At 33.4% G+C, this 21,685-nt stretch carries 22 protein-coding genes, 1 rRNA gene and 1 pseudogene; 20 read left to right on the plus strand and 4 right to left on the minus strand.

Annotated features, from left to right (window positions below; translation table 11 throughout):
• Positions 1-233, minus strand: a pseudogene (locus A3I1_RS0102715) (hypothetical protein); the annotation flags it as partial.
• A 316-nt stretch (positions 234-549) separates the two neighbouring features.
• Positions 550-750 (minus strand): cold-shock protein, encoded by a 201-nt coding sequence (locus tag A3I1_RS0102720; protein ID WP_026216741.1) that lies wholly within the window; start codon positions 748-750, stop codon positions 550-552.
• A 385-nt stretch (positions 751-1,135) separates the two neighbouring features.
• Between A3I1_RS0102720 and rpmG the strand changes: the two genes are divergently transcribed.
• The 16 genes from rpmG (at position 1,136) to A3I1_RS0102800 (ending at position 17,075) form a co-directional block, all read left to right on the plus strand.
• Entirely contained in the window at positions 1,136-1,282 is a 147-nt protein-coding gene (gene rpmG / locus A3I1_RS0102725; protein WP_018369795.1) for a 50S ribosomal protein L33, read from the plus strand.
• Positions 1,283-1,329: 47 nt separating this feature from the next.
• Positions 1,330-1,566, plus strand: coding sequence for a preprotein translocase subunit SecG (secG, locus tag A3I1_RS0102730; protein ID WP_018369796.1), 237 nt, complete (start codon positions 1,330-1,332; stop codon positions 1,564-1,566).
• Positions 1,567-1,614: 48 nt separating this feature from the next.
• Positions 1,615-3,981: a ribonuclease R gene (rnr, locus tag A3I1_RS0102735; protein WP_018369797.1), complete on the plus strand. Its 2,367-nt coding sequence runs from the start codon at positions 1,615-1,617 to the stop codon at positions 3,979-3,981.
• Positions 3,944-4,411 carry an SsrA-binding protein SmpB gene (smpB, locus tag A3I1_RS0102740; RefSeq protein WP_018369798.1) on the plus strand — a complete coding sequence of 156 codons (468 nt, stop codon included), beginning with the start codon at positions 3,944-3,946 and terminating at the stop codon, positions 4,409-4,411. Before rnr ends, smpB begins: the two co-directional genes overlap by 38 nt.
• A 93-nt stretch (positions 4,412-4,504) precedes the next feature.
• Entirely contained in the window at positions 4,505-5,131 is a 627-nt protein-coding gene (gene gmk / locus A3I1_RS0102745) for a guanylate kinase (RefSeq protein ID WP_018369799.1), read from the plus strand.
• A gap of 21 nt (positions 5,132-5,152) precedes the next feature.
• Positions 5,153-5,470 (plus strand): DNA-directed RNA polymerase subunit omega, encoded by a 318-nt coding sequence (gene rpoZ, locus A3I1_RS0102750; RefSeq protein WP_018369800.1) that lies wholly within the window; start codon positions 5,153-5,155, stop codon positions 5,468-5,470.
• Positions 5,471-5,510: 40 nt separating this feature from the next.
• On the plus strand, positions 5,511-7,892 hold the full coding sequence (locus A3I1_RS0102755) for a primosomal protein N' (RefSeq protein ID WP_018369801.1): 2,382 nt from the start codon (positions 5,511-5,513) through the stop codon (positions 7,890-7,892).
• A gap of 48 nt (positions 7,893-7,940) precedes the next feature.
• A complete protein-coding gene (gene fmt / locus A3I1_RS0102760) occupies positions 7,941-8,873 on the plus strand; it encodes a methionyl-tRNA formyltransferase (RefSeq protein ID WP_018369802.1) in 933 nt (310 codons plus the stop codon).
• Positions 8,866-10,188, plus strand: a complete 1,323-nt coding sequence (gene rsmB / locus A3I1_RS0102765; RefSeq protein ID WP_026216742.1) for a 16S rRNA (cytosine(967)-C(5))-methyltransferase RsmB — start codon at positions 8,866-8,868, stop codon at positions 10,186-10,188. The genes fmt and rsmB overlap by 8 nt, the downstream gene beginning before the upstream one ends.
• 41 nt (positions 10,189-10,229) lie before the next feature.
• Positions 10,230-10,967, plus strand: a complete 738-nt coding sequence (locus A3I1_RS0102770; protein WP_026216743.1) for a Stp1/IreP family PP2C-type Ser/Thr phosphatase — start codon at positions 10,230-10,232, stop codon at positions 10,965-10,967.
• Positions 10,967-12,826, plus strand: a complete 1,860-nt coding sequence (gene pknB, locus A3I1_RS0102775; protein ID WP_018369805.1) for a Stk1 family PASTA domain-containing Ser/Thr kinase — start codon at positions 10,967-10,969, stop codon at positions 12,824-12,826. The genes A3I1_RS0102770 and pknB overlap by 1 nt, the downstream gene beginning before the upstream one ends.
• A 128-nt stretch (positions 12,827-12,954) precedes the next feature.
• Positions 12,955-13,653 (plus strand): cell wall-active antibiotics response protein LiaF, encoded by a 699-nt coding sequence (gene liaF / locus A3I1_RS0102780; protein WP_018369806.1) that lies wholly within the window; start codon positions 12,955-12,957, stop codon positions 13,651-13,653.
• Entirely contained in the window at positions 13,650-14,657 is a 1,008-nt protein-coding gene (locus A3I1_RS0102785) for an envelope stress sensor histidine kinase LiaS (RefSeq protein ID WP_018369807.1), read from the plus strand. The genes liaF and A3I1_RS0102785 overlap by 4 nt, the downstream gene beginning before the upstream one ends.
• Positions 14,650-15,291 carry a response regulator transcription factor gene (locus A3I1_RS0102790; RefSeq protein WP_018369808.1) on the plus strand — a complete coding sequence of 214 codons (642 nt, stop codon included), beginning with the start codon at positions 14,650-14,652 and terminating at the stop codon, positions 15,289-15,291. Before A3I1_RS0102785 ends, A3I1_RS0102790 begins: the two co-directional genes overlap by 8 nt.
• Before the next feature lie 30 nt (positions 15,292-15,321).
• Positions 15,322-16,719, plus strand: a complete 1,398-nt coding sequence (locus A3I1_RS0102795; RefSeq protein WP_018369809.1) for a Cof-type HAD-IIB family hydrolase — start codon at positions 15,322-15,324, stop codon at positions 16,717-16,719.
• On the plus strand, positions 16,719-17,075 hold the full coding sequence (locus A3I1_RS0102800; RefSeq protein ID WP_018369810.1) for a S1 RNA-binding domain-containing protein: 357 nt from the start codon (positions 16,719-16,721) through the stop codon (positions 17,073-17,075). Before A3I1_RS0102795 ends, A3I1_RS0102800 begins: the two co-directional genes overlap by 1 nt.
• A gap of 31 nt (positions 17,076-17,106) precedes the next feature.
• Here A3I1_RS0102800 and cysK read toward each other — a convergent pair whose 3' ends face one another.
• Positions 17,107-18,027 (minus strand): cysteine synthase A, encoded by a 921-nt coding sequence (cysK, locus tag A3I1_RS0102805; RefSeq protein ID WP_018369811.1) that lies wholly within the window; start codon positions 18,025-18,027, stop codon positions 17,107-17,109.
• A gap of 63 nt (positions 18,028-18,090) precedes the next feature.
• The gene (locus tag A3I1_RS0102810) at positions 18,091-18,717 is read right to left on the minus strand and encodes a YigZ family protein (RefSeq protein ID WP_018369812.1); all 627 of its coding nucleotides are present in this window, start codon (positions 18,715-18,717) and stop codon (positions 18,091-18,093) included.
• Positions 18,718-18,773: 56 nt separating this feature from the next.
• Here A3I1_RS0102810 and A3I1_RS0102815 point away from each other — a divergent pair, with 56 nt between their 5' ends.
• From A3I1_RS0102815 to A3I1_RS07795, 4 genes are all read left to right on the plus strand, one after another.
• A complete protein-coding gene (locus A3I1_RS0102815; RefSeq protein WP_018369813.1) occupies positions 18,774-20,075 on the plus strand; it encodes an ATP-dependent helicase ComFA in 1,302 nt (433 codons plus the stop codon).
• Positions 20,072-20,734, plus strand: a complete 663-nt coding sequence (locus tag A3I1_RS0102820; RefSeq protein WP_018369814.1) for a ComF family protein — start codon at positions 20,072-20,074, stop codon at positions 20,732-20,734. Before A3I1_RS0102815 ends, A3I1_RS0102820 begins: the two co-directional genes overlap by 4 nt.
• A 77-nt stretch (positions 20,735-20,811) precedes the next feature.
• Positions 20,812-21,360: a ribosome hibernation-promoting factor, HPF/YfiA family gene (gene hpf / locus A3I1_RS0102825; protein WP_018369815.1), complete on the plus strand. Its 549-nt coding sequence runs from the start codon at positions 20,812-20,814 to the stop codon at positions 21,358-21,360.
• A 242-nt stretch (positions 21,361-21,602) separates the two neighbouring features.
• Positions 21,603-21,685: ribosomal RNA gene (locus tag A3I1_RS07795) — 16S ribosomal RNA — on the plus strand; the annotation flags it as partial.

The following is a 21,685-nucleotide window of genomic DNA, read 5'->3' on the forward strand; positions in this document are numbered from 1 at the left end:
CTATCCCAATCAAACTGAACGCTCTCAACAGTTGGGTATAAAGACTTGATAAATTCAGTCATTTCTTTTTCATGGTCTTTAAGATAATCAAGTTGCTTTTCTCTTATTGTTTTTTCCTTGGTTTCCAACGAATTGTTTTGTTCAGAAATGGGTTGATTTAAGAATCCCACAGTAATACCTCCTAAAATCATGATGATCACTACTGCACTGATAATTATATTTTTCTTTTTCATCAGAAACTCCTTTCAAGAGTTGCTTAATTATAGCATCATTATACCATAAAAATATAAACATTTAGTGTTTCTGTATTTTTTTGACTATCTTATCTGAATTTTAAGCAAAATAAAAAGACCTAAACAGTCTTGCCATACCATCACTACCACGAACTACTAAAAAAGCTTTTTGGGTTTCTTTTGATAGTTTATCCGTATCTGTTACAAAATAAGAATTGTACCCCTTACTCTCGTCTATTAAAAGTCCTTTTTATTATGAGGAGTTATATCATTCTTCTTTGGGGAAATCAAAAAGCCACTGTTAAGTGGCTTTGTTTTAGTTTGCTGTAATATTTGCTGCTTGAAGTCCGCGAGCGCCTTCTTCAATATCAAATGTCACTTTTTGGCCTTCATCTAATGTTTTGAAACCATCAGATTGGATTGCTGAGAAATGTGCGAAAACATCGCCATGTTCTTCAGTGCTGATAAAACCGAAGCCTTTTTCAGCATTAAACCATTTTACTGTACCTTGTGTCATAGTATACATACTTCCTCTCTTTAATATTGGTAAATCTTTGAGACAAAATATGATAAAACACAAATGTTACTCTTCATCAATCTACTAAAGATATTATAACATCATTTCATTCTTTTGTCTACCCATATCGCAAAACTAAGAGACAATTCTTTTAAGCTACTTTTATGATTACAATAAAAAATGGTTGTTTTAAAATGAATGAAGGAGAATTAAATTATTTAATCTTCCTACTCTAAAGAATTATAGCCTTTAAAAACCTATTCCCCAAGTGATGTTTCTATGATATAATAGCTCTAGTCTTTTGATGATGTCAAATTATTGGAAGTATTAAATAAGATTTTATTTTTTTTAGTTAGTCTCAATTGAAAGAAGGATAGGTGAGGATGTGCGTATTAAAATTAATTTAACTTGTACAGAGTGTGGTAGTAAAAATTATATTACAAGTAAAAATAAAACCAATCATCCTGAAAAAATCAAAGTCCCAAAGTATTGCCCAAAAGAAAGAAAAGTGACCTTACATCTTGAATCTTAATAAAAATTATGATAGAATGACCTAGATGAACGTAGAGGAGATGACTCATGTATAGCTTATTATTAAATATATTATTGATATTATCTGGTATTATTATTGTAGCTATTTTTATGCAACCGCAAAAAAATCCAAGTAGCAACGTATTTGACAATAGTGCCTCACAAGCCTTGTTTGAAAGAACTAAGGCGCGTGGCTTTGAAGCATTCATGCAACGCTTTACTGGAATTTTAGTTTTTGTTTGGCTCTTAGTTGCACTTGCTTTAGCTATTTTATCAAGTAAATAAAAGGTGAGCTTGACATTGTCTGGCTCATTTTTTTAATGAAAGGAACAAATGAAAGATTTATTATTGAACTATTTAAAAGAACAAGGACCATCTAGTGTTGACACTATCGCGAGGGCCTTAGAGGTTGACACGTCAACTGGTTTTCGTGACCTTATTAAGATAATTTCCCAATTAGATAACAAAGGAGTTTTATGGTTTAACAACCAAGGAGACATCTCTTTAAAAACTGAGAAAAAAAAGAAAGAAATGATTTTAATAGAAGGGATTTTTAGAGCTAACCGAGCTGGTTTTGGTTTTATCTCAATAGATGGTGAAGAAGCTGATTTATTTGTCAGTAGACAAGACACTGCTAATGCCATCGACGGTGATACTGTTAAAGTTAGTATTAAGAAAGTAGCAAATTATTTGAACAATTCTTCAGCAGAAGCTGAGGTTGTTGAAATTATTGAAAGAAGTATCAAAACAGTTGTTGGTTCCTTTGTTCCAAGTACAGAAAAAAATAATTTTATCGGCTATATTAAGAGTAAAAATCAAAAGATTAGTCAAAAAATCTATCTTAAAAAAACACCACTTGTTTTAGATGGTTCTGAAGTCTTAAAGGTGGCTATTAGTAGTTATCCGACCAAAGAGGATGATTATTTTACAGCTGATATTATTGATATTATTGGTCACAAGGGTGAAGTAGGAATCGATGTCTTAGAAGTGTTGGAATCGATGGACATTGTCTCACAATTTCCAAAAGAGGTCATTAATCAGGCAAATAGTATCCCAGAAAAACCTGACAAAAAAGATTATCTTGGTCGAATTGATTTAAGAGATGAGGTAATCTTTACTATTGATGGTGCAGATGCAAAAGACCTGGACGATGCAATTCATATCAAGGAACTTGCTAATGGTAATTTCGAGTTAGGAGTACATATTGCTGATGTTTCTTATTACGTCACAGAAAATTCAGCACTTGACAAGGAAGCCTTATCAAGAGGAACCAGTGTTTATGTGACAGACCGAGTGGTACCTATGTTGCCAGAACGTCTATCAAATGGTATTTGTTCTCTTAATCCAAACGTTGATCGGCTGACAATCTCAGCTATCATGGAAATTAATCAAAGAGGTAAGGTAGTTCGCTATCAAATTGCACCGTCGGTGATAAATACCACTTATAGAATGACCTACAACGATGTTAACCAGATGATTGCTGGAGACGAAGAATTGTTACAGACTTACTCAGCTATTAAAGAGAGTGTTGAGCAGATGGTTATTCTTCATGACTGTCTTGAAAAAATGCGTGAAAAAAGAGGAAGTCTTAACTTTGATACGACAGAAGCCAAAATTATTGTAAGTGATAAAGGTTTTCCTGTTGATATCACTGTTCGTGAAAGAGGTCTATCTGAGAGGATGATCGAATCCTTTATGTTGGCTGCCAATGAATGTGTGGCTGAACATTTTGCCAAATTAGAATTACCCTTTATCTACCGTATTCATGAAGAACCCAAAGCAGAAAAAGTACAAAAATTTATTGACTATGCGAGTGTTTTTGGAGTACAAATTAAGGGAACAGCTAATAAAATCACACAAACATCCCTTCAGGAGTTCATGAAAAATATTAAAGGGCAACCAGGCAGTGAAGTGCTGTCTATGATGCTACTACGTTCAATGCAACAAGCCAGATATTCTGAGCATAATCATGGACATTATGGTTTGGCTGCGGAGTATTATACGCATTTTACAAGTCCTATTAGACGTTACCCAGATTTACTGGTCCACCGTTTGATTAGAGAATATGAAACAATTTCTCATGAAAAAATAGAACACTTTGTTCATCTGATTCCAGGAATTGCTAGTCAATCCTCACAATTAGAAAGACGTGCTGTTGATGCTGAAAGAACAGTTGAGTCAATGAAAAAAGCAGAATACATGTCCGCGTATATTAATGAAGAATTTGATGGTATTATCAGTAGTATCGTTAAGTTTGGGATGTTTGTTGAATTACCAAATACTATTGAAGGATTAATCCATGTCAATAATTTACCTGAGTTCTACCATTACAATGAGCGTAGCATGTTATTGCAAGGCGAAAAATCAGGTAAGGTTTTCCGAGTTGGACAGCCCATTAGAGTAAAATTGGTTAATGCTGATAAAGAAACAGGCGATATTGATTTTGAATATCTTCCAAGTGATTTTGATGTTGTTGAAAAACGTATGAAAGTAGAAAAAAATCATCGTCGTCGTTTGAAAACCAAAGAAAAGAAACCTTTAACTAAACACGGTGAGAAAAAAGCTAATAAACAATCACTTGATAAAAAAATCGCTAAGGCTATTCCCAAGAAAAAAGGCGAAAAAATAAAATTCAAGGAAGTGATAAAAAAAGGAGGGGGCCATGGTAAAAGAAGAGGGAAAACTCGTCGCTCAAAATAAGAAAGCAAGACATGATTACCATATTATCGACACTTATGAAGCAGGCATTGTTCTAACGGGAACAGAAATTAAAAGTGTCAGGGCTGCTAGAATTACTTTAAAAGATGGCTTTGCCCAAATTAAAAATGGTGAAGTTTGGTTAAATAATGTACACATTACCCCTTATGAACAAGGCAATATCTGGAATCAAGATCCTGATAGAACTCGAAAATTACTGTTGAAGCATCGTGAAATTGAAAAAATTGAAAAAGAATTAAAAGGGACTGGGATGACCTTGGTTCCTTTGAAAGTTTATCTTAAAAATGGTTTTGCCAAGATTTTGATAGGTTTAGCAAAAGGAAAGCATGATTATGATAAACGTGAATCTATCAAGCGTCGTGAGCAAGAAAGAGACATTAAACGTCAAATGAAACAATTTAACAAGCGATAAAGCAAATTTTATTAGTTAGTTCTTATGGAATAAACTTGAAAAAACAATCGATTTTTGATAGACTAAAGAGAACAAAACGATAAGGAGAATAGAATGTCTGAACGTGGTTTATTAATCATCTTTTCTGGGCCGTCAGGTGTTGGAAAAGGCACAGTTAGACAAGAAATATTTTCGACACCCAATCATAAATTTGAGTATTCTGTTTCAATGACAACCAGACCACAACGACCTGGTGAAGTAGATGGTGTCGATTATTTCTTTCGGACACGTGAAGAGTTTGAGGACCTTATTAAAAAAGGGTTGATGCTAGAATATGCAGAGTATGTTGGTAATTATTATGGAACCCCACTCACTTATGTTAACGAAACGCTTGATAAAGGTATAGATGTCTTTCTTGAAATTGAAGTTCAAGGTGCTCTTCAAGTTAAAAAGAAAGTGCCAGATGGTGTTTTTATCTTCTTGACGCCGCCTGACTTAGAAGAATTAGAAGGACGCTTAATTGGTCGTGGCACTGACACTCAGGAAATGATAGCTAAAAGAATTGAGCGAGCTAAAGAGGAAATCGCTCTTATGCGTGAGTACGATTATGCAGTTGTTAATGATGAAGTAGCTTTAGCAGCTGAACGTGTGAAACGGATTATTGAAGTTGAACATTATAGAGTTGAGCGAGTGATTGGTCATTATAATGCCATGCTTCCCGAAGAATTACCTGTCAGATAATATAGAAAAGAGAACAGATTTATGATGTTAAAACCTTCCATTGATACTTTATTAGATAAAGTACCATCTAAATATTCACTTTGTGTGCTTCAAGCTAAAAGAGCTCATGAGTTAGAGATGGGAGCAACCCCAACACAAGACTTTAAATCAGTGAAGTCAACCTTGCGTGCTCTAGAAGAAATTGAATCAGGAAATGTTGTGATTCACCCTGATCCTGTTGCAAAACGTGCAGCAGTTCGAGCTAAAATTGAAGCAGAACGACTTGCTAAAGAGGCTGAAGAACGTAAGATCAAAGAACAAATTGCAAAAGAAAAAGAAGAAGAAGGTGAAAGAATCTAAGATTGACAACAATCTTAGATTTTTCGTATGGAGGTAGTTAATGAAAAAAACAGCTCTAGTCATTGTTGATATTCCCTCAATGCAAACAGATAAACCTTTTTCATACATTATTCCAGAACACTTGCTTGATCTTGTTGCTGTTGGTTCAAGAGTTCATGTCCCTTTTGGTCGAGCCAATCGATTACTACAAGGTTTTGTCCTTGATATTATTTTTTCTGAATCTGATGAATTAAAAGAAATTGTTAGTGTGTTAGATTTTATGCCAGTTCTTAATGAAGAACAACTTTTTTTAGCAACTGAAATGAGAAAAACAGTTTTTTCTTATAAAATATCAATCCTAAAAGCAATGATTCCTAATCTCCTTAATTCTAATTATGATAAACGGTTGACACGAAGAGAGAGGCTTAGCCAAGAAGATGCAGAACTGATTTTCAAAGAGAGAGAAGATGTTTTGTTTTCGTCTCTTTCAGAAAGAGTGCAAGAAAGAACCCTCAAACTAATTGCTTTAGGACAAATTTCAGTGACCTACGAAGCCAAAGATAAAAAAACGATAAAAGTTGAAAAATATTATGATATTTCAGAAGTACTATCACAAGTAGAAATTTCTAATCGAGCTAAGAAACGTCTTGCCTTAAAAGAATATCTACTTACCCAAAAAGGAAAAGGAAAACTCTCAGACCTCTATCAACAATTTTCAAGGAATGTTGTCAACTATTTTATTGACCATCACCTTATCACAATTTCTGAAATTGAAATTAATCGTAATCAAAATTACTTTGATGCTATTTCTAAAACAGATTTTTTACAACTCAATAAGCAACAAAAAGAAGTTGTTGATGAGATAGTTGCTCATGTTGGGAAATCCAATAAACCTTATCTTTTAGAGGGTATTACAGGTAGTGGAAAAACTGAAGTTTATCTTCATGTGATTGATCAAGTTTTAAAAATGGGAAAAACAGCTATTGTTTTAGTCCCTGAAATTTCTTTAACGCCTCAAATGACTAGTCGCTTTATTTCACGTTTTGGTAATCAAGTGGCAATTATGCACTCTGGATTGTCTGAAGGTGAAAAATTTGATGAATGGCGAAAGATTAAAAACAAAGATGCTAAGGTTGTCGTTGGTGCAAGGTCAGCCATTTTTGCTCCACTAGACAATATTGGAGCCATTATTATTGATGAAGAGCATGAATCTTCTTATAAACAAGATTCTAACCCAAGATACCATGCGCGTGATGTTGCCCTCATAAGAGCCAAATATCACCAAGCAGTTTTGGTAATGGGGAGTGCAACACCAAGTATAGAAAGTCGAGCACGTGCCAGTAAAGCTGTTTATCATTTTCTTCATTTGACAAAAAGAGCAGCTCCAAATGCCACTATCCCTAAAGTGACAGTGGTTGACTTTAGAGACTATGTTGGTCAACAAGACTTAAGTAACTTTACTCCGTTATTACTTGAGAAAATAGATGATCGTCTCAAGAAAAAAGAACAAAGTATTTTAATGCTAAATAGACGAGGCTATTCTAGTTTTATAATGTGTCGGGAGTGTGCATATGTTGATGAATGTCCAAATTGCGACATTTCATTAACACTTCACATGTCGACAAAAACAATGAATTGTCATTACTGTGGTTTTTCAAAGGCGATTCCAAGAACCTGTCCAAACTGTAAGAGTTCAAATATTAGATATTATGGGACTGGTACTCAAAAAGCTTATGACGAATTACTACAAGCTTTTCCTACTGCTAAAATTTTAAGGATGGATGTTGATACAACAAGAAAAAAAGGAGCACATGAGTTTCTCTTATCTCAATTTGAAAAACAAGAGGCTGATATTCTCCTAGGAACTCAAATGATTGCTAAGGGACTTGATTTTCCTAATGTTACTCTTGTTGGTGTATTAAATGCTGATACTTCTCTTAATCTTCCAGATTTTCGTGCTTCTGAAAAAACATTTCAGCTCTTAACCCAAGTTGCTGGTAGAGCAGGTCGTTCCAATAAATCTGGAGAAGTGATTATCCAAACGTATAATCCCAATCATTATGCTATTCAATTAGCTCAGCAACAAGATTATGAAAGTTTTTATCGTTATGAAATGATATTAAGACACCAACTTGGTTATCCTCCTTATTATTTTACGATAGGTTTAACCCTGTCACATCGTAGTGAGGAAGAAGTCATAAAAAAATCATATCAGGTCTTGGATATCCTGAAAAATCAACTCAGTCATCAAGTCACCATTCTTGGTCCAACACCAAAACCTGTTGCAAGAACTAATAATTATTATCACTACCAGTTAATAGTTAAGTATCGTTTTGAAGAGCATTTAGAGAAGGTAATGAATCGTATTTTAGAATTAACCCAAGAAAAGGAAAATAAACACTTGCGTTTAGCTATTGATTATGAACCTCAAAATTTTATGTAGCTTGTTAGTCTTATGCTATAATAGTTGGAACAAGGAAAGGGAAATATAATGACAAAAATAATTTTTATGGGAACTCCTGATTTTTCAGCAACTGTTTTAGAAGGACTACTAACCCAGCCACAATATGATATTCTTGCAGTAGTTACTCAGCCTGATAGAGCTGTTGGACGCAAAAAAGAAATAAAAATGACTCCAGTAAAAAAACTAGCGTTACAGCATGATATTATTGTTTATCAGCCTGAAAAACTATCAAACAGCCTAGAACTTACTCAACTAATGGCTTTAGGGGCTGATGGGATTGTTACTGCTGCTTTTGGTCAATTTTTACCAGATAAGCTCTTAAAATCAGTAGATTTTGCAATCAATGTTCATGCATCTCTTCTACCTAAATACCGAGGAGGTGCTCCGATTCATTACGCTCTTATGAATGATGAAAAAGAAACTGGAGTGACTATCATGGAGATGGTCAAACAAATGGACGCAGGAGCTATGATTGCAAATGCCAAATTGCCTATTACTGATGAGGATAATGTTGGCACTTTATTTGATAAATTAGCCATTATAGGAAGAGATTTGCTGATAGAGAGCTTACCTTCTTATATTAAGGGAGAATTAAAACCAATCGATCAAGATGAAGATAAGGCTACATTTTCACCTAATATTGCCCCACAAGAAGAACAAATAAACTGGCACAAACCAGCAAGAACTATTTTTAATCAGATTAGAGGAATGTATCCCTGGCCAGTAGCCCATACTTTTTTAAATGATAAACGCTTTAAAATTTATGAAGCCAGTGAAGTTTCTGGCGAGGGTCAACCAGGGACAATTATTAAGAAAACAAAAAAAGAATTGATTGTTGCTGCTGGTAAAGGGGCTATTTCATTAAAGAGTGTGCAGCTAGCAGGAAAACCAAAAATGGCAATTAGTGATTTTTTAAATGGTATTGGAAGAACGATTGAAGTAGGTGATGTATTTGGTTAACAAATGGCAAAAAATGCCTAGGGGGAAAGCTTTAGAAATTTTAACCGCTATTTTTAAAGAAGGTGCTTATTCTAATATTCTTCTTAATCAGACTTTAGAAAAAAGTCAATTTTCAGATAAAGATAAAGCACTTATCACCGAACTGGTTTACGGTACTGTTTCTCGAAAAATTACTTTAGAATGGTATCTTTCTCATTTTATTAAGGATCGTGATAAATTAGACCCTTGGCTTTATTATCTTTTGATGATGAGTCTTTATCAAATTATTTATCTTGATAAATTGCCAGATCATGCTGTTGTTAATGATGCTGTCATCATTGCTAAAAATAGAGGACTAAATAGAGGTAAAGAAAAACTGGTTAATGCTGTTCTTCGTCGATTTTTAAGGACTCAGAGGCCAGATTTTCAAATTATAAAACGCATCAATAAACGTTATTCCATCCAATATTCTTTACCAGTCTGGTTAGTAAAAAAAATGATTGCCCAATATGGTGAACAAAGAGCATTAGCTATTTTTGAAAGCCTTTTTGTACGCAATAAAACCAGTTTTCGTGTTGCAAATCATGAAAAATTAAAAGAAATTGCCGATTTTTTAGAAGCTACACCATCACTTTTATCTCCAGTTGGGTTAGTAAGGACATCAGGAAATGTAACGAAGTCAGATTATTTTAGAAATGGGGAGATAACCATTCAAGATGAATCTAGCCAACTTGTTGCACCTACGTTAGAAATAAAAGGTAATGAAGCCATTCTTGATGCTTGTAGTGCTCCTGGAGGAAAAACAGTTCATATGGCTTCTTATTTGACAAGTGGTCAGATTACAGCCTTAGATATTTATGAGCATAAGTTGCACTTAGTGTTTGAAAATGCTAAGCGAATGAATGTTTCTGATAAAATAAAAACAAAAAAATTAGATGCAACAACTGTGCACAAACATTTTCCAAAAGATAGCTTTGATAAAATTCTAGTAGATGCTCCTTGTTCAGGAATTGGTCTCATACGTCGTAAACCTGAGATTAAGTATCAAAAAAAAGCAGATGATTTAATAGCATTACAAAAGATTCAATTACAAATACTATCTAGTGTTTGTCAAACACTACGAAAAGGTGGTATAATAACCTATAGTACTTGTACTCTCTTTGAGGAAGAAAATAATCAGGTGATTTCACTATTTTTAGAGACACACCCTAATTTTAAACAAGTAGCATTAACACATCCTCTTAAGGATATTACTAAAAATGGCTTTATAAGTATCACCCCGGAACAATACTACACAGATGGTTTCTTTATCGGGCAAATAAAACGTATTTCATAGTTTGAAAGGAGACTGACAAAGTCAGAAAAAGTATGAATCATATGAAAATTTCATTGTTAACAGATATTGGGCAAAAACGCTCAAATAACCAAGATTTTATCAATAAATTTGATAATAAAAGTGGGATAACTCTCATTATTTTAGCAGATGGGATGGGAGGGCATAGAGCTGGAAATATTGCTAGTGAAATGACCGTCACTGATTTAGGTCGTGAGTGGGTTAATACAGATTTTACGGAACTTAATCAGATAAAAGATTGGCTCATTTCAGTCATTGAAACCGAAAACCAAAAAATTCATAGTCTAGGTAAATCTGAAGATTATAAAGGCATGGGAACTACTATTGAGGCAGTTGCTATCGTTGATAGAAATGCCTTGTTTGCTCATGTTGGTGACTCAAGAATTGGGCTTATACGAAATGGTGAGTATACCCAGCTGACAAGTGATCATTCTTTGGTAAATGAATTAGTTAAAGCTGGTCAACTAACTGAGGAAGAAGCTTCTGTTCACCCACAAAAAAATATTATCACCCAATCAATTGGTCAATCTACTCCCATAGAACCAGATTTAGGCGTTCAAATTCTTGAGGAAAATGACTATCTTTTGATAAATAGTGATGGTCTAACTAATATGTTGCCAAATGAAATAATTGTGTCAGTATTGGCTGAAGATTTGAGTCTCGATGAAAAAACAGAAAAATTAATTGAAATGGCTAATGGAGCTGGTGGTTTAGATAATATCACCGTGGCTCTCGTTAAGATTGAAAGAGAGGAAACCTAATGATCCAGATAGGGAAATTATTTGCTGGGCGTTATAGAATCCTCAAATCGATTGGTCGCGGGGGGATGGCTGATGTTTATTTAGCAAATGATTTGATTTTGGATAATGAAGAAGTAGCCATTAAGGTACTTCGAACAAACTATCAAACAGATCATGTAGCGGTAGCTCGCTTTCAACGTGAAGCAAAGGCTATGGCTGAACTGAATCACCCTAATATTGTTGCTATAAGAGATATTGGAGAAGAAGAGGGTCAACAATTCCTTGTAATGGAGTATGTAGATGGTCCAGATTTAAAAAAATATATCAAGGAACATGCACCACTACCCAATCAAAAAGTAGTTTCAATTATGACCCAAGTTTTATCAGCAATGACACTGGCCCACCAAAAAGGTATTATACATCGTGATTTAAAACCACAAAATATCTTGCTTACAGCAGATGGTATGGCTAAAGTAACCGATTTTGGCATTGCTGTTGCCTTTGCAGAAACAAGCTTAACACAAACCAATTCAATGCTTGGTAGTGTGCACTATCTTTCTCCTGAACAAGCTAGAGGTTCTAAAGCAACTGTTCAAAGTGATATCTATGCCATGGGAATCATGCTTTTTGAGATGTTAACGGGCCACATCCCTTATGATGGCGATAGTGCTGTAACAATAGCCTTGCAACATTTCCAAAATCCACTACCATCCATTACGGTAGAGAATTTAAATGTGCCACAATCTCTTGAAAATGTCGTTATTAAAGCTACGGCTAAAAAACTCGAAAATCGTTATTCTTCAACCGTTGAAATGAATAGTGATTTAACTGCTGCCCTAGATCCAAAAAGAATCAAAGATAGGAAAGTTATTTTTGAACAACAAACTGATACAAAAGTATTGCCAAAATTCACTTCAAGTACGGCCACAATTCCAGCGGATCAATTGTTAAAGGGGCAAGAGGAAACTCAAGAATTAAAAGAAATAACAAAAGAGAAAAAAGGTAAGAAAAATCCATTCTTATCAACAGCATTAAAGTTATTCTTTGGGCTTGTTATTCTAGCAATTGTTGGCTTTGCCTATCTTGTTTTAACTCAACCTAGCACAGAAAAGATACCTGATGTTGATAATAAAACCTTGGCGGTTGCTCAGGATATGATAAGAGATGCTGGTTTTTCCATTGGAGATGTCATAGAGGTGGAGAGTGAAACAGTAGAAGAGGGTCATGTTATAAGAACCAATCCTTCAGCTGGAGTCAACAGACGAAAAGGAACTGATGTTGATATCTATGTCTCTATCGGTAATACTACTTTTACAATGGAAAATTATGTTGGTCAACCTTATCAAATAATTGTAGATTCCCTTGTTCAAAATTATGGGGTACCAAGAGATAATATTATGATTAAAGAAGTACCAACAACAGAATTTGAAAAAGATATCATCGTAGCTCAAACACCTGCACCAGGTAAAACCTATAATCCGAAAGCTTCTTCTAAAATTACCTTAGAGGTAGCTGTTAATGATTCTATTACTATGCCTAACATTACAGGAGACACCTACGGTAACGCCCTTAATGTCTTAAAAGAACTTGGTGTTTCTAAATCTCGCATTAAAACTTTTGTAGCAAGTAATGCCGGTTATGTTGAAGTGAAATCTCCACCAACATCAAGTTTAATTGTTGCTCAAGAACCTTACTATGGATCTGAAATTATTTTATCTGCAAAAGATGTGATTATCATTTATCTTCAACCAACAAATGGTGAAGAAACAAGTAAAGTAACAACAGATAATAAAACAACTGAGGCACAAGCAACAGAAACTCAAAAAACAACAACTACTATTGAAGAAACAACCTCTTCTCAAGAAGAAACAAACCAATGATGTTATCTTTAGGTTGGTGCCATTGTAAGGGTATCACCTAAAGATATTTTTTTGACAGGCAGAAGATGATTCTTTTTTGATTTTTTGTTAAAATGGCAAAAATAGATTACTATGACATGAGGATTCCAATGAGAAAGTTTCAAATTTTTTTAATTATTGAGAGTGTTTTAATCGCTTTGGCTTTTATGACGATACTTTCAAATGATTTAACTGGTTTTGTACTGATTGTTGTTTTGACATTGCTAGCTTTAAGGTTTTATAATCGTGATAATCGTAGTAACTTTTTCTTAACAACAAGCTTGCTTTTATTCTTTTTAATCTTGATGTTGAATCCATATGTGATTTCTGCCATTATTTTGGGCATCTTATACATGATTATTAATCATTTTTCACAGGTCAAACAAAAAAATCGATACGCTCTCATTAAATTTCAAGAACGTTGTCTATCTAGTAAACCAATGGCTAATCAGTGGATAGGTAATAACAATCATCTCAATTCGTCTGTTTATGCTTTTGATGATATTAATATTATTCGTCTTAGTGGAACAGACACCATTGATTTGAGTCAGGTTATTGTTACCAATCATGATAATATTATTTTAATCCGAAAAATTTATGGACCAACGCTCATCAAGGTTCCCATTGATGTTGGGATTAAATTAGACATTAGTAGTGTCTATGGTAGCGTTTCATTTCTTGATTTCCCAGAGTATGATTTACGAAATGAGACAATTAAATTCCAAGAAAAAGATTACGAGAATTCTGTTAAGACTGTTAAAATTGTGATTAGTGTTATTGCAGGGACTGTTGAGGTGAGACGCATATGAAAAAATACAACATTCTTCTCTTGTTTTTCTATGCTGTTATTGCGGTTTTATCTATCATTTATATCATTTTTGACAGTTTAGGGCTTAATATTGAATTAATAATAAGTAACCAATCCATTCTACTTAAGTTTATTTTTTCAACTTTTTCTGTTATCATTTCTTTAACCTTCTTTTTCTTGATTGTTTGGTTTATAATGGATGAATATAGTAAAAGACAATTGAATAATAATTTGAGACGAATTATTAATAATAAACCAATTAGTAAACAAACTAGCAGTGAGTTGGGAAATAACATTAGCCATTTATCTCATAAAATGAAGCATCTTGTTGCTAATTTACAAAGAACTGAGAATGCTTATATTCAAAACAGTGAAGAAATTGTTAAAAAAGAAAGACACCGGATTGCTCGTGATCTTCACGATACGGTTAGTCAAGAATTATTTGCTTCAGCATTGATTTTATCAGGTATTTCTCAAAATATTGATCAGTTAGATAAGGAAAATCTTAAGAATCAGTTATTGACCGTAGAAAGTATTTTAGCTGATGCTCAAAATGATTTACGGGTTATGCTGTTACACTTAAGGCCAACAGAGTTGGAGGATAAGACACTTTCTGAAGGATTTTCCATGATTCTACAAGAATTAACTGATAAAAGTGGTATAAAAGTAGTCTATAAGGAAAATATTAAACAATTGCCTAAAGCCATAGAAGACAATCTCTTTAGGATAGCACAAGAATTTATCAGTAATACATTAAAACACGCTAAAGCCAGCCAACTAGAAGTCTATCTCAATCAAAAAGATTCTGAAGTTCAATTGAAAATGGTTGATAATGGTCAAGGTTTTGATGTTGATCAAGCAAGAAGGCTTAGTTATGGTCTTAAAAATATCGAAGAACGTGTTGATGATTTAGCGGGAACTCTTGATATTAAAAGTGCTAAAGGAAAAGGAGTGTCGATGGATATTCGTATGCCATTGATGCAAGAAGGAGAACAAGATGGATAAAATAAGAGTTGTATTAGTTGATGATCATGAAATGGTAAGACTTGGCTTGAGCAGTTTTTTAAATATGCAACCAGACATCGAAGTTATCGCAGAAGCAAAAAATGGTCGTGAAGGTGTGAGTCTTTCCTTAGAAAAAAAACCAGATATCATTGTTATGGATCTAGTCATGCCTGAGATGGATGGAGTCAAAGCCACACTTGAAATTTTAAAAGAATGGAAAGAGGCTAAAATCTTAGTACTTACTAGCTATCTAGACAATGAAAAGATTTATCCAGTGATAGAAGCAGGTGCTAGAGGATATATGTTGAAGACATCAAGTGCTGTTGAAATTTTACATGCCATCAAAAAAGTTTATAGGGGTGAGCTTGCTATTGAGACAGAGGTGGATAAAAAATTCAAACATCATAAACAACACCCAAAGCTTCATGATGACTTAACAGCTAGAGAAAGGGATATTTTGAGTCTTTTAGTGAAAGGTTATGATAACCAAACAATTGCTGATGAACTTTTTATTTCCTTAAAAACAGTAAAGACACATGTTTCAAATATTTTATCAAAGTTAAATGTTGATGACCGAACTCAAGCTGTTGTCTATGCTTTTCAGCATCACCTGGTTCCCAATGATAATCAGTAAGAAGAAATTTAAAAACAACAGAGGAGAACTATGGATTTAAAAACAAAATATAAAGCTAAAAAAATTAAAGCTATTTTTTTTGATATTGATGATACCTTACGTGTAAAAGACACTGGCTATATGCCTGAATCAATTCAGACAGTCTTTCGATCATTGAAAAAAAAGGGGGTCATCACAGGGATTGCTTCTGGAAGAGCCCTTTATGGCGTTGTTCCAGAAATTCAAGCTCTAAGGCCTGATTATTTCATAACCATTAATGGAGCTTATGTTGAGTCTGCCACCGGAAAAGAAATTTTTAAAAAACCTATTTCTAAAGAATTGGTGGAAGACTTTGTTAAATGGTGTCAAGTTGTTGGTATTGATTATGGTTTTGTTGGTTCAAAAAAAGCAGTGGTATCTAAAAAAACAAACCTTATTGATAATGCTATGGTGCCAGTTTATGGTGAATTAGATATTGATCCAGATTTTTATCAGACGAATGATATCTTTCAAATGTGGACTTTTGAAGATGTAGGGGACAGTCTTACTTTGCCGGATTATCTTTCTGATAACTTAAGACTAATTAGATGGCATAAGAATTCCTCAGATGTTGTGATTAAAGAAACATCAAAAGCTTTAGGTTTAGCCAAAGTGCTCGAGACACTAGATTTAAAACCAGAAAATATTCTTGTATTTGGTGATGAAAAAAATGATTTAGAAATCTTTGATTATGCTGGCATGACAATTGCTATGGGCAATGCTATTGAAGAAATCAAAGAAAAAGCTGACTATGTTACACAAACAGTAGAAGAAGACGGCATTTTTAATGCATTGGAGGAACTAGGAATGGTAGAAAAAACATTACGCTTTCCACAATTAGATGTGAAAAGTAGTGAAGGAGTAGTAGCAGTAATTAAAACAAATTTAGGTGATTTAACGCTTAAATTATTCTCTGAACAAGCACCCAAAACAGTTGCAAATTTTATTTCCCTTAGTAAAGATGGTTATTATGATGGTGTGATTTTCCATCGTGTGATAAAAGATTTTATGATTCAAGGTGGCGATCCAACTGGAACTGGTATGGGTGGTGAGTCCATCTATGGTGAACGTTTTGAAGATGAATTTTCAAAAGAATTATATAATCTTCGCGGTGCCTTATCAATGGCAAATGCTGGACCAAATACAAATGGTAGCCAGTTCTTTATAGTACAAAATAAAACTTTACCATATAATTCAAAAGAAATGATAAGAGGTGGTTGGCCAGAAGAAATAGCAAAAGCCTATACCAAAGGAGGAACTCCTCACTTGGATAATCGTCATACTGTGTTTGGCCACTTGTTAGATGAAAAATCTTTTGAGGTTTTAGATAAAATTGCTAGTGTGGAAACAGGATTAGCAGACAAACCTACACAAGATGTCACCATTTTAACAATTGAGGTTAGTGATTAATGAAAATTGGTGAAAAATATAAGGGGATTATTACTGGTATTAAACCATATGGTGCATTTGTTCATTTAGATAATGGAATAATCGGTTTAATTCATATATCAGAAATCAAGGCAGGCTATATTGATGATATCCATAGGTTACTTGAGGTTGGAGATGTCGTATTAGCTCAAGTGATTGATTATGATGAATACAATCATAAAGTAAGCCTTTCATTAAGAACTCTTGAAGAAGAAAAACAAGCAAAAACACATCGTCATCGATTTTCTAATAATCGTATTAAGATTGGCTTTCGTTCTTTAGAAAAACAATTACCTTGTTGGATTAATGAATCTCTTCAGTTTTTAAAAAATAGATAAAGGTTGTCGCTTGCGACAACCTTTATCTATTTTATTGGAATAAACTTGTAGAGAGGTAACGTTCTCCAGTATCTGGTAAGATTGCTAATACTTTTTTACCTTTTCCTAATTTTTTTGCTACTTCAATACTTGCAAATAGGGCAGCACCTGCTGAAATACCAATTAAGATACCTTCTTTTTTTGCAATTAATCTAGCTGTTTCCAGTGCTTGTTCTGTTGAAACTTTGATAATTCCATCATAGCTATCAGTATCCAACGTATCCGGGATAAATCCAGCTGAAATTCCTTGAATACCGTGCTTACCTTTAGCTTCCCCAGAAAGCACAGCAGATTCTTCAGCTTCAACAGCATAAATGGCAATGTTTTGTTGCCATTTTTTTAGTGCATGAGACACACCAGAAATGGTTCCACCTGTGCCAACTCCTGAAACAAAGGCATCTAAACCAATAGCTTCAAAACTAGCAATAATTTCAGGTCCTGTCGTTCTTTCATGAGTTTTTGGATTTGCAGGATTAGTAAATTGTGATAATGAAACTGCATTTTTTTCTGCCATAATTTCTTTAGCTTTTTGAATAGCACCGGGCATTCCTTCACTACCGGGAGTAAGAACCAGTTCAGCACCATAAGCTTTAATTAATTTTTGTCTTTCAATACTCATGCTATCAGGCATAACAATAATAACATTATATCCTTTAGCAGCACCAACAAAGGCGATGCCTATACCAGTGTTACCACTAGTTGGCTCAACGATAGTATCCCCCTCTTTAAGAAAACCATCTTTTTCAGCTTGGTTAATCATTCCTAAAGCAATACGATCTTTAACTGATGAACCAGGGTTGAAGGACTCTAGTTTAACATAAACGTCTGCAGAATTTTCTGGAAGAAGTTTGTTTAATTTTACAATGGGGGTATTTCCAACAAGTTTAGTAATATTGTCATATATTTGTGCCATGATAATTCTCCATTTTTTAGCTTTTATATAAGTATTTTTAATTACTTTAAAATACTAACACTATCAAAATGAAATTTCAACAATTTGGTTTCCTTGCTTAGAAGCCACTATTTTTCCATTGTAAAATTCGATTAAACGAGAAAGTGTGGCATCAACGTTTTCTTTTTCCAAGTAGATAAAAGTTGTTACGTTAGCTAAAAATTCAGTGTTATTTTCTTGTAAATTTTCAACTTCTAAGAATTGAGATAACATTTGATATTGGCTATAAGAAAGCTCAATTTTAATCCCTTCCAATCGTTTGACTTCAACCTTACCTAATTGATCAATAGCTTCAGAAACACTTCCTGCGTAAGCTCTGATTAAACCTCCTACACCCAATTTAATTCCACCAAAATATCTGGTTACAACGGCAACTACGTTAGTCAGCTGATTCTTTTCAAGAACTGTTAACATAGGAATACCAGCAGTTCCACTAGGTTCACCATCATCACTACTTCGTTTAATAAGGCTGTTTTCACCAATAATCATGGCAGAGCAAGAATGGGTAGCCTTATGGTGTTTTTTTTTAATTTCATTAATAAAGGCTTTTCCCTCTTCTTCAGTTGTAATACGCTTCATTTGACAAATGAAACGTGATTTTTTGATTTCTTGTTCGTTTTCACCATTTTGTGCAATTGTTTTATAATTCATAGACTTATTTTACCTTTTTTTATTTTTTTTGACAAAAATTAACGAATATAAAAATAATGACTAATTTAGATGATTACTATGGTAGACTCTTTACCAAAAACACCTTACCAGAAGTACTAAAAGAAAATGTTAAAAGTATGCCTGCGATGATAAAGAAAAATGATGATTATTATTGTCAGCGATGTGCTTCAAAAATTGGGCAAGAGGCTTCTCTACCTAATGGAGATTATTATTGTAGGGAATGCTTAGTTTTTGGTAGACTAACCAGTTCAGAAAAACTCTATTATATGCCACAAAAATCTTTCCCTACAAAAGATTATTTAAACTGGCAAGGAAAATTAACCGATTTACAAGCTGAAGTTTCAAAAAAACTGTTGGCAGCTACTGAAGAAAAAATCAATAGTTTGGTCCATGCAGTGACTGGAGCTGGAAAAACAGAAATGATTTATCCACTTGTTTCAAGACATTTAAAAAAAGGTCAAAGCGTTGCTCTTGTAAGTCCAAGAATTGATGTTTGTCGTGAATTGTATAACCGTTTTTCTCGTGATTTTTCTTGCCCTATTAGCTTGCTCCATAGTGACTCAAAACCTTATAAAAGAAGCCCTTTGGTTGTTGCAACAGTCCACCAATTATTTAAATTCTATCAAGCTTTTGATCTAATTATTATTGATGAAGTAGATGCTTTTCCTTTTGTGGATAATGATAGCTTATACAATGCAGTAAGTAATTCTTTGAAAGAAGAGGGTTTAACTATCTTCTTAACCGCTACTTCAACAGATAAATTAGAAAGAGAAGTTTCAAAAAAAAGATTACGAAAGATTGACTTATCAAGACGATTCCATGCAAATCCCTTAATTGTACCAAAACCGTTATGGTTATCCCATTTAAGAGAAAACATTGTCAAGGGGAAATTGCCACAAAAACTGCAGCAAAAAATAAAAAAACAAGCAAAGTCAGCATTTCCTTTACTAATCTTCATTCCAGATATCGTTTTAGGAAAACAATTGTTAGGAGTAATAAAAAGCTATTTTCCAAAAGAAATCATTGGTTTTGTCTCTAGTTTATCAGAAGAGAGATTAGCAATTGTTGATGATTTTCGTCAAGGAAAAATAAGGATTTTGATTACAACGACTATCTTAGAAAGAGGAGTGACTTTTCCATGTGTCGATGTTTTTGTTTTATTGTCAAATCATAAACTTTATTCAAAAAGTTCTTTAGTACAAATTGCTGGAAGAGTTGGTCGCAGTAGTGAAAGGCCAACAGGAGAACTTCTGTTTTTTCACGATGGTCTAAATTTAAATATTAAAAAGGCGATTAAAGAAATTAAAACAATGAATCAAAAAGGTGGCTTTAAATGAAGTGTTTATTATGCGAAAAAGAACAAATAAATAGAATTAAACTAACTAATATTATCATTTTTAAAAAAGAATATCCTTCTGTCTGTAAGAAATGTTTTTCTCAATTTACTAAGTTATCTGAACGACATTGTCTAACCTGTTTTAAAGAAGGTATTTCAGGCACTTGTGAAGATTGTCATCGATGGAAAGAAGAAGGGAGTAATCCATCGCATCAGAGTTTGTATCGATATAATGAAGCAATGAAATATTTTTTTAGTCGTTATAAATTTGAGGGAGATTATCTTCTTAGAAAAGTTTTTTCAAAAAAAATAAAACAATTTTTAAATCAATACAATAGCTATACAATTGTTCCAGTTCCAACAAGTAAAGAACGATTTTCACAAAGACAGTTTAATCAAGTAATAGGATTCTTAGATGATGCTAGAGTAATTTATCAAGACATACTAATAAAAAAAGATGGAGTAGCTCAATCAAAGAAATCAAAAAATGAACGTTTAAAAGTAGTAAAGAGTTTTGAAATAAAAATAAATACTAAAATACCACAAAAAATTCTATTAGTTGATGATGTTTATACAACAGGTTCAACAATTCTAAGCATTCAAAAATTACTTTATCAAAAAGGAGCAAAAGAAGTGATTAGTTTTTCACTAGCAAGGTAATTAAAACTTGCAAATATCCATGAAAACGTTATAATATAAGTAAAGGTTAAGATAATTAATAGAAAAGAGGTATAAGTATGATTAAATATAGTATTCGCGGGGAAAACATTGAAGTAACAGATGCTATACGTAGTTATGTTGAAGCAAAAATTTCAAAAATTGAGAAGTACTTTGATGAGGGACAAGAATTAGATGCAAGAGTCAATTTGAAAATTTATCGTGAAAAAACATCAAAAGTAGAAGTAACCATTTTGTTGGGTTCAATTACATTAAGAGCAGAAGATGTATCACAAGATATGTATGGTTCGATTGATTTAGTAGTAGACAAAATTGAACGCCAAATTCGTAAAAATAAAACTAAAATTGAAAGAAAACACAAGGAAAAATTACCTTCCCACAAAGTCTTTTCTTCTGGTTTTGAAGCAGAAGAAGTTGAAGAAACACCTATGTCAAAAATTGTGAGAACAAAGAATGTAACACTAAAACCTATGGATGTTGAAGAGGCTTTGTTGCAAATGGAATTACTTGGACATGACTTTTTTATCTATACTGATGGAGATGATAACACTACAAATGTTCTTTATCGAAGAGAAGATGGACAAATTGGACTTATAGAGGCAAAATAATTCAAAAATGATACTATTAATTCTCACCAAGTATACTTGGTGAGAATTTTAATAAAAACATAAAAATGTATTGACAAAGCAAAGAAGAGGTGCTAGAATATAATAGTTGTCTCGAAAGAGTAATGACCTTTGAAAACTGAACAAGACAAGAAACCAAACGTGCAGGGTTAATAAAATAACCTGTCAAAAGAATCAAGAAGCAATAAATCTGTCAGAGGACAGTAATGAGTAGAGACTCAAACTTTAATGAGAGTTTGATCCTGGCTCAGGACGAACGCTGGCGGCGTGCCTAATACATGCAAGTGGAACGCATTTTGATCACCGT

This window comes from Streptococcus marimammalium DSM 18627, assembly GCF_000380045.1.
GTDB lineage: Bacteria > Bacillota > Bacilli > Lactobacillales > Streptococcaceae > Streptococcus > Streptococcus marimammalium.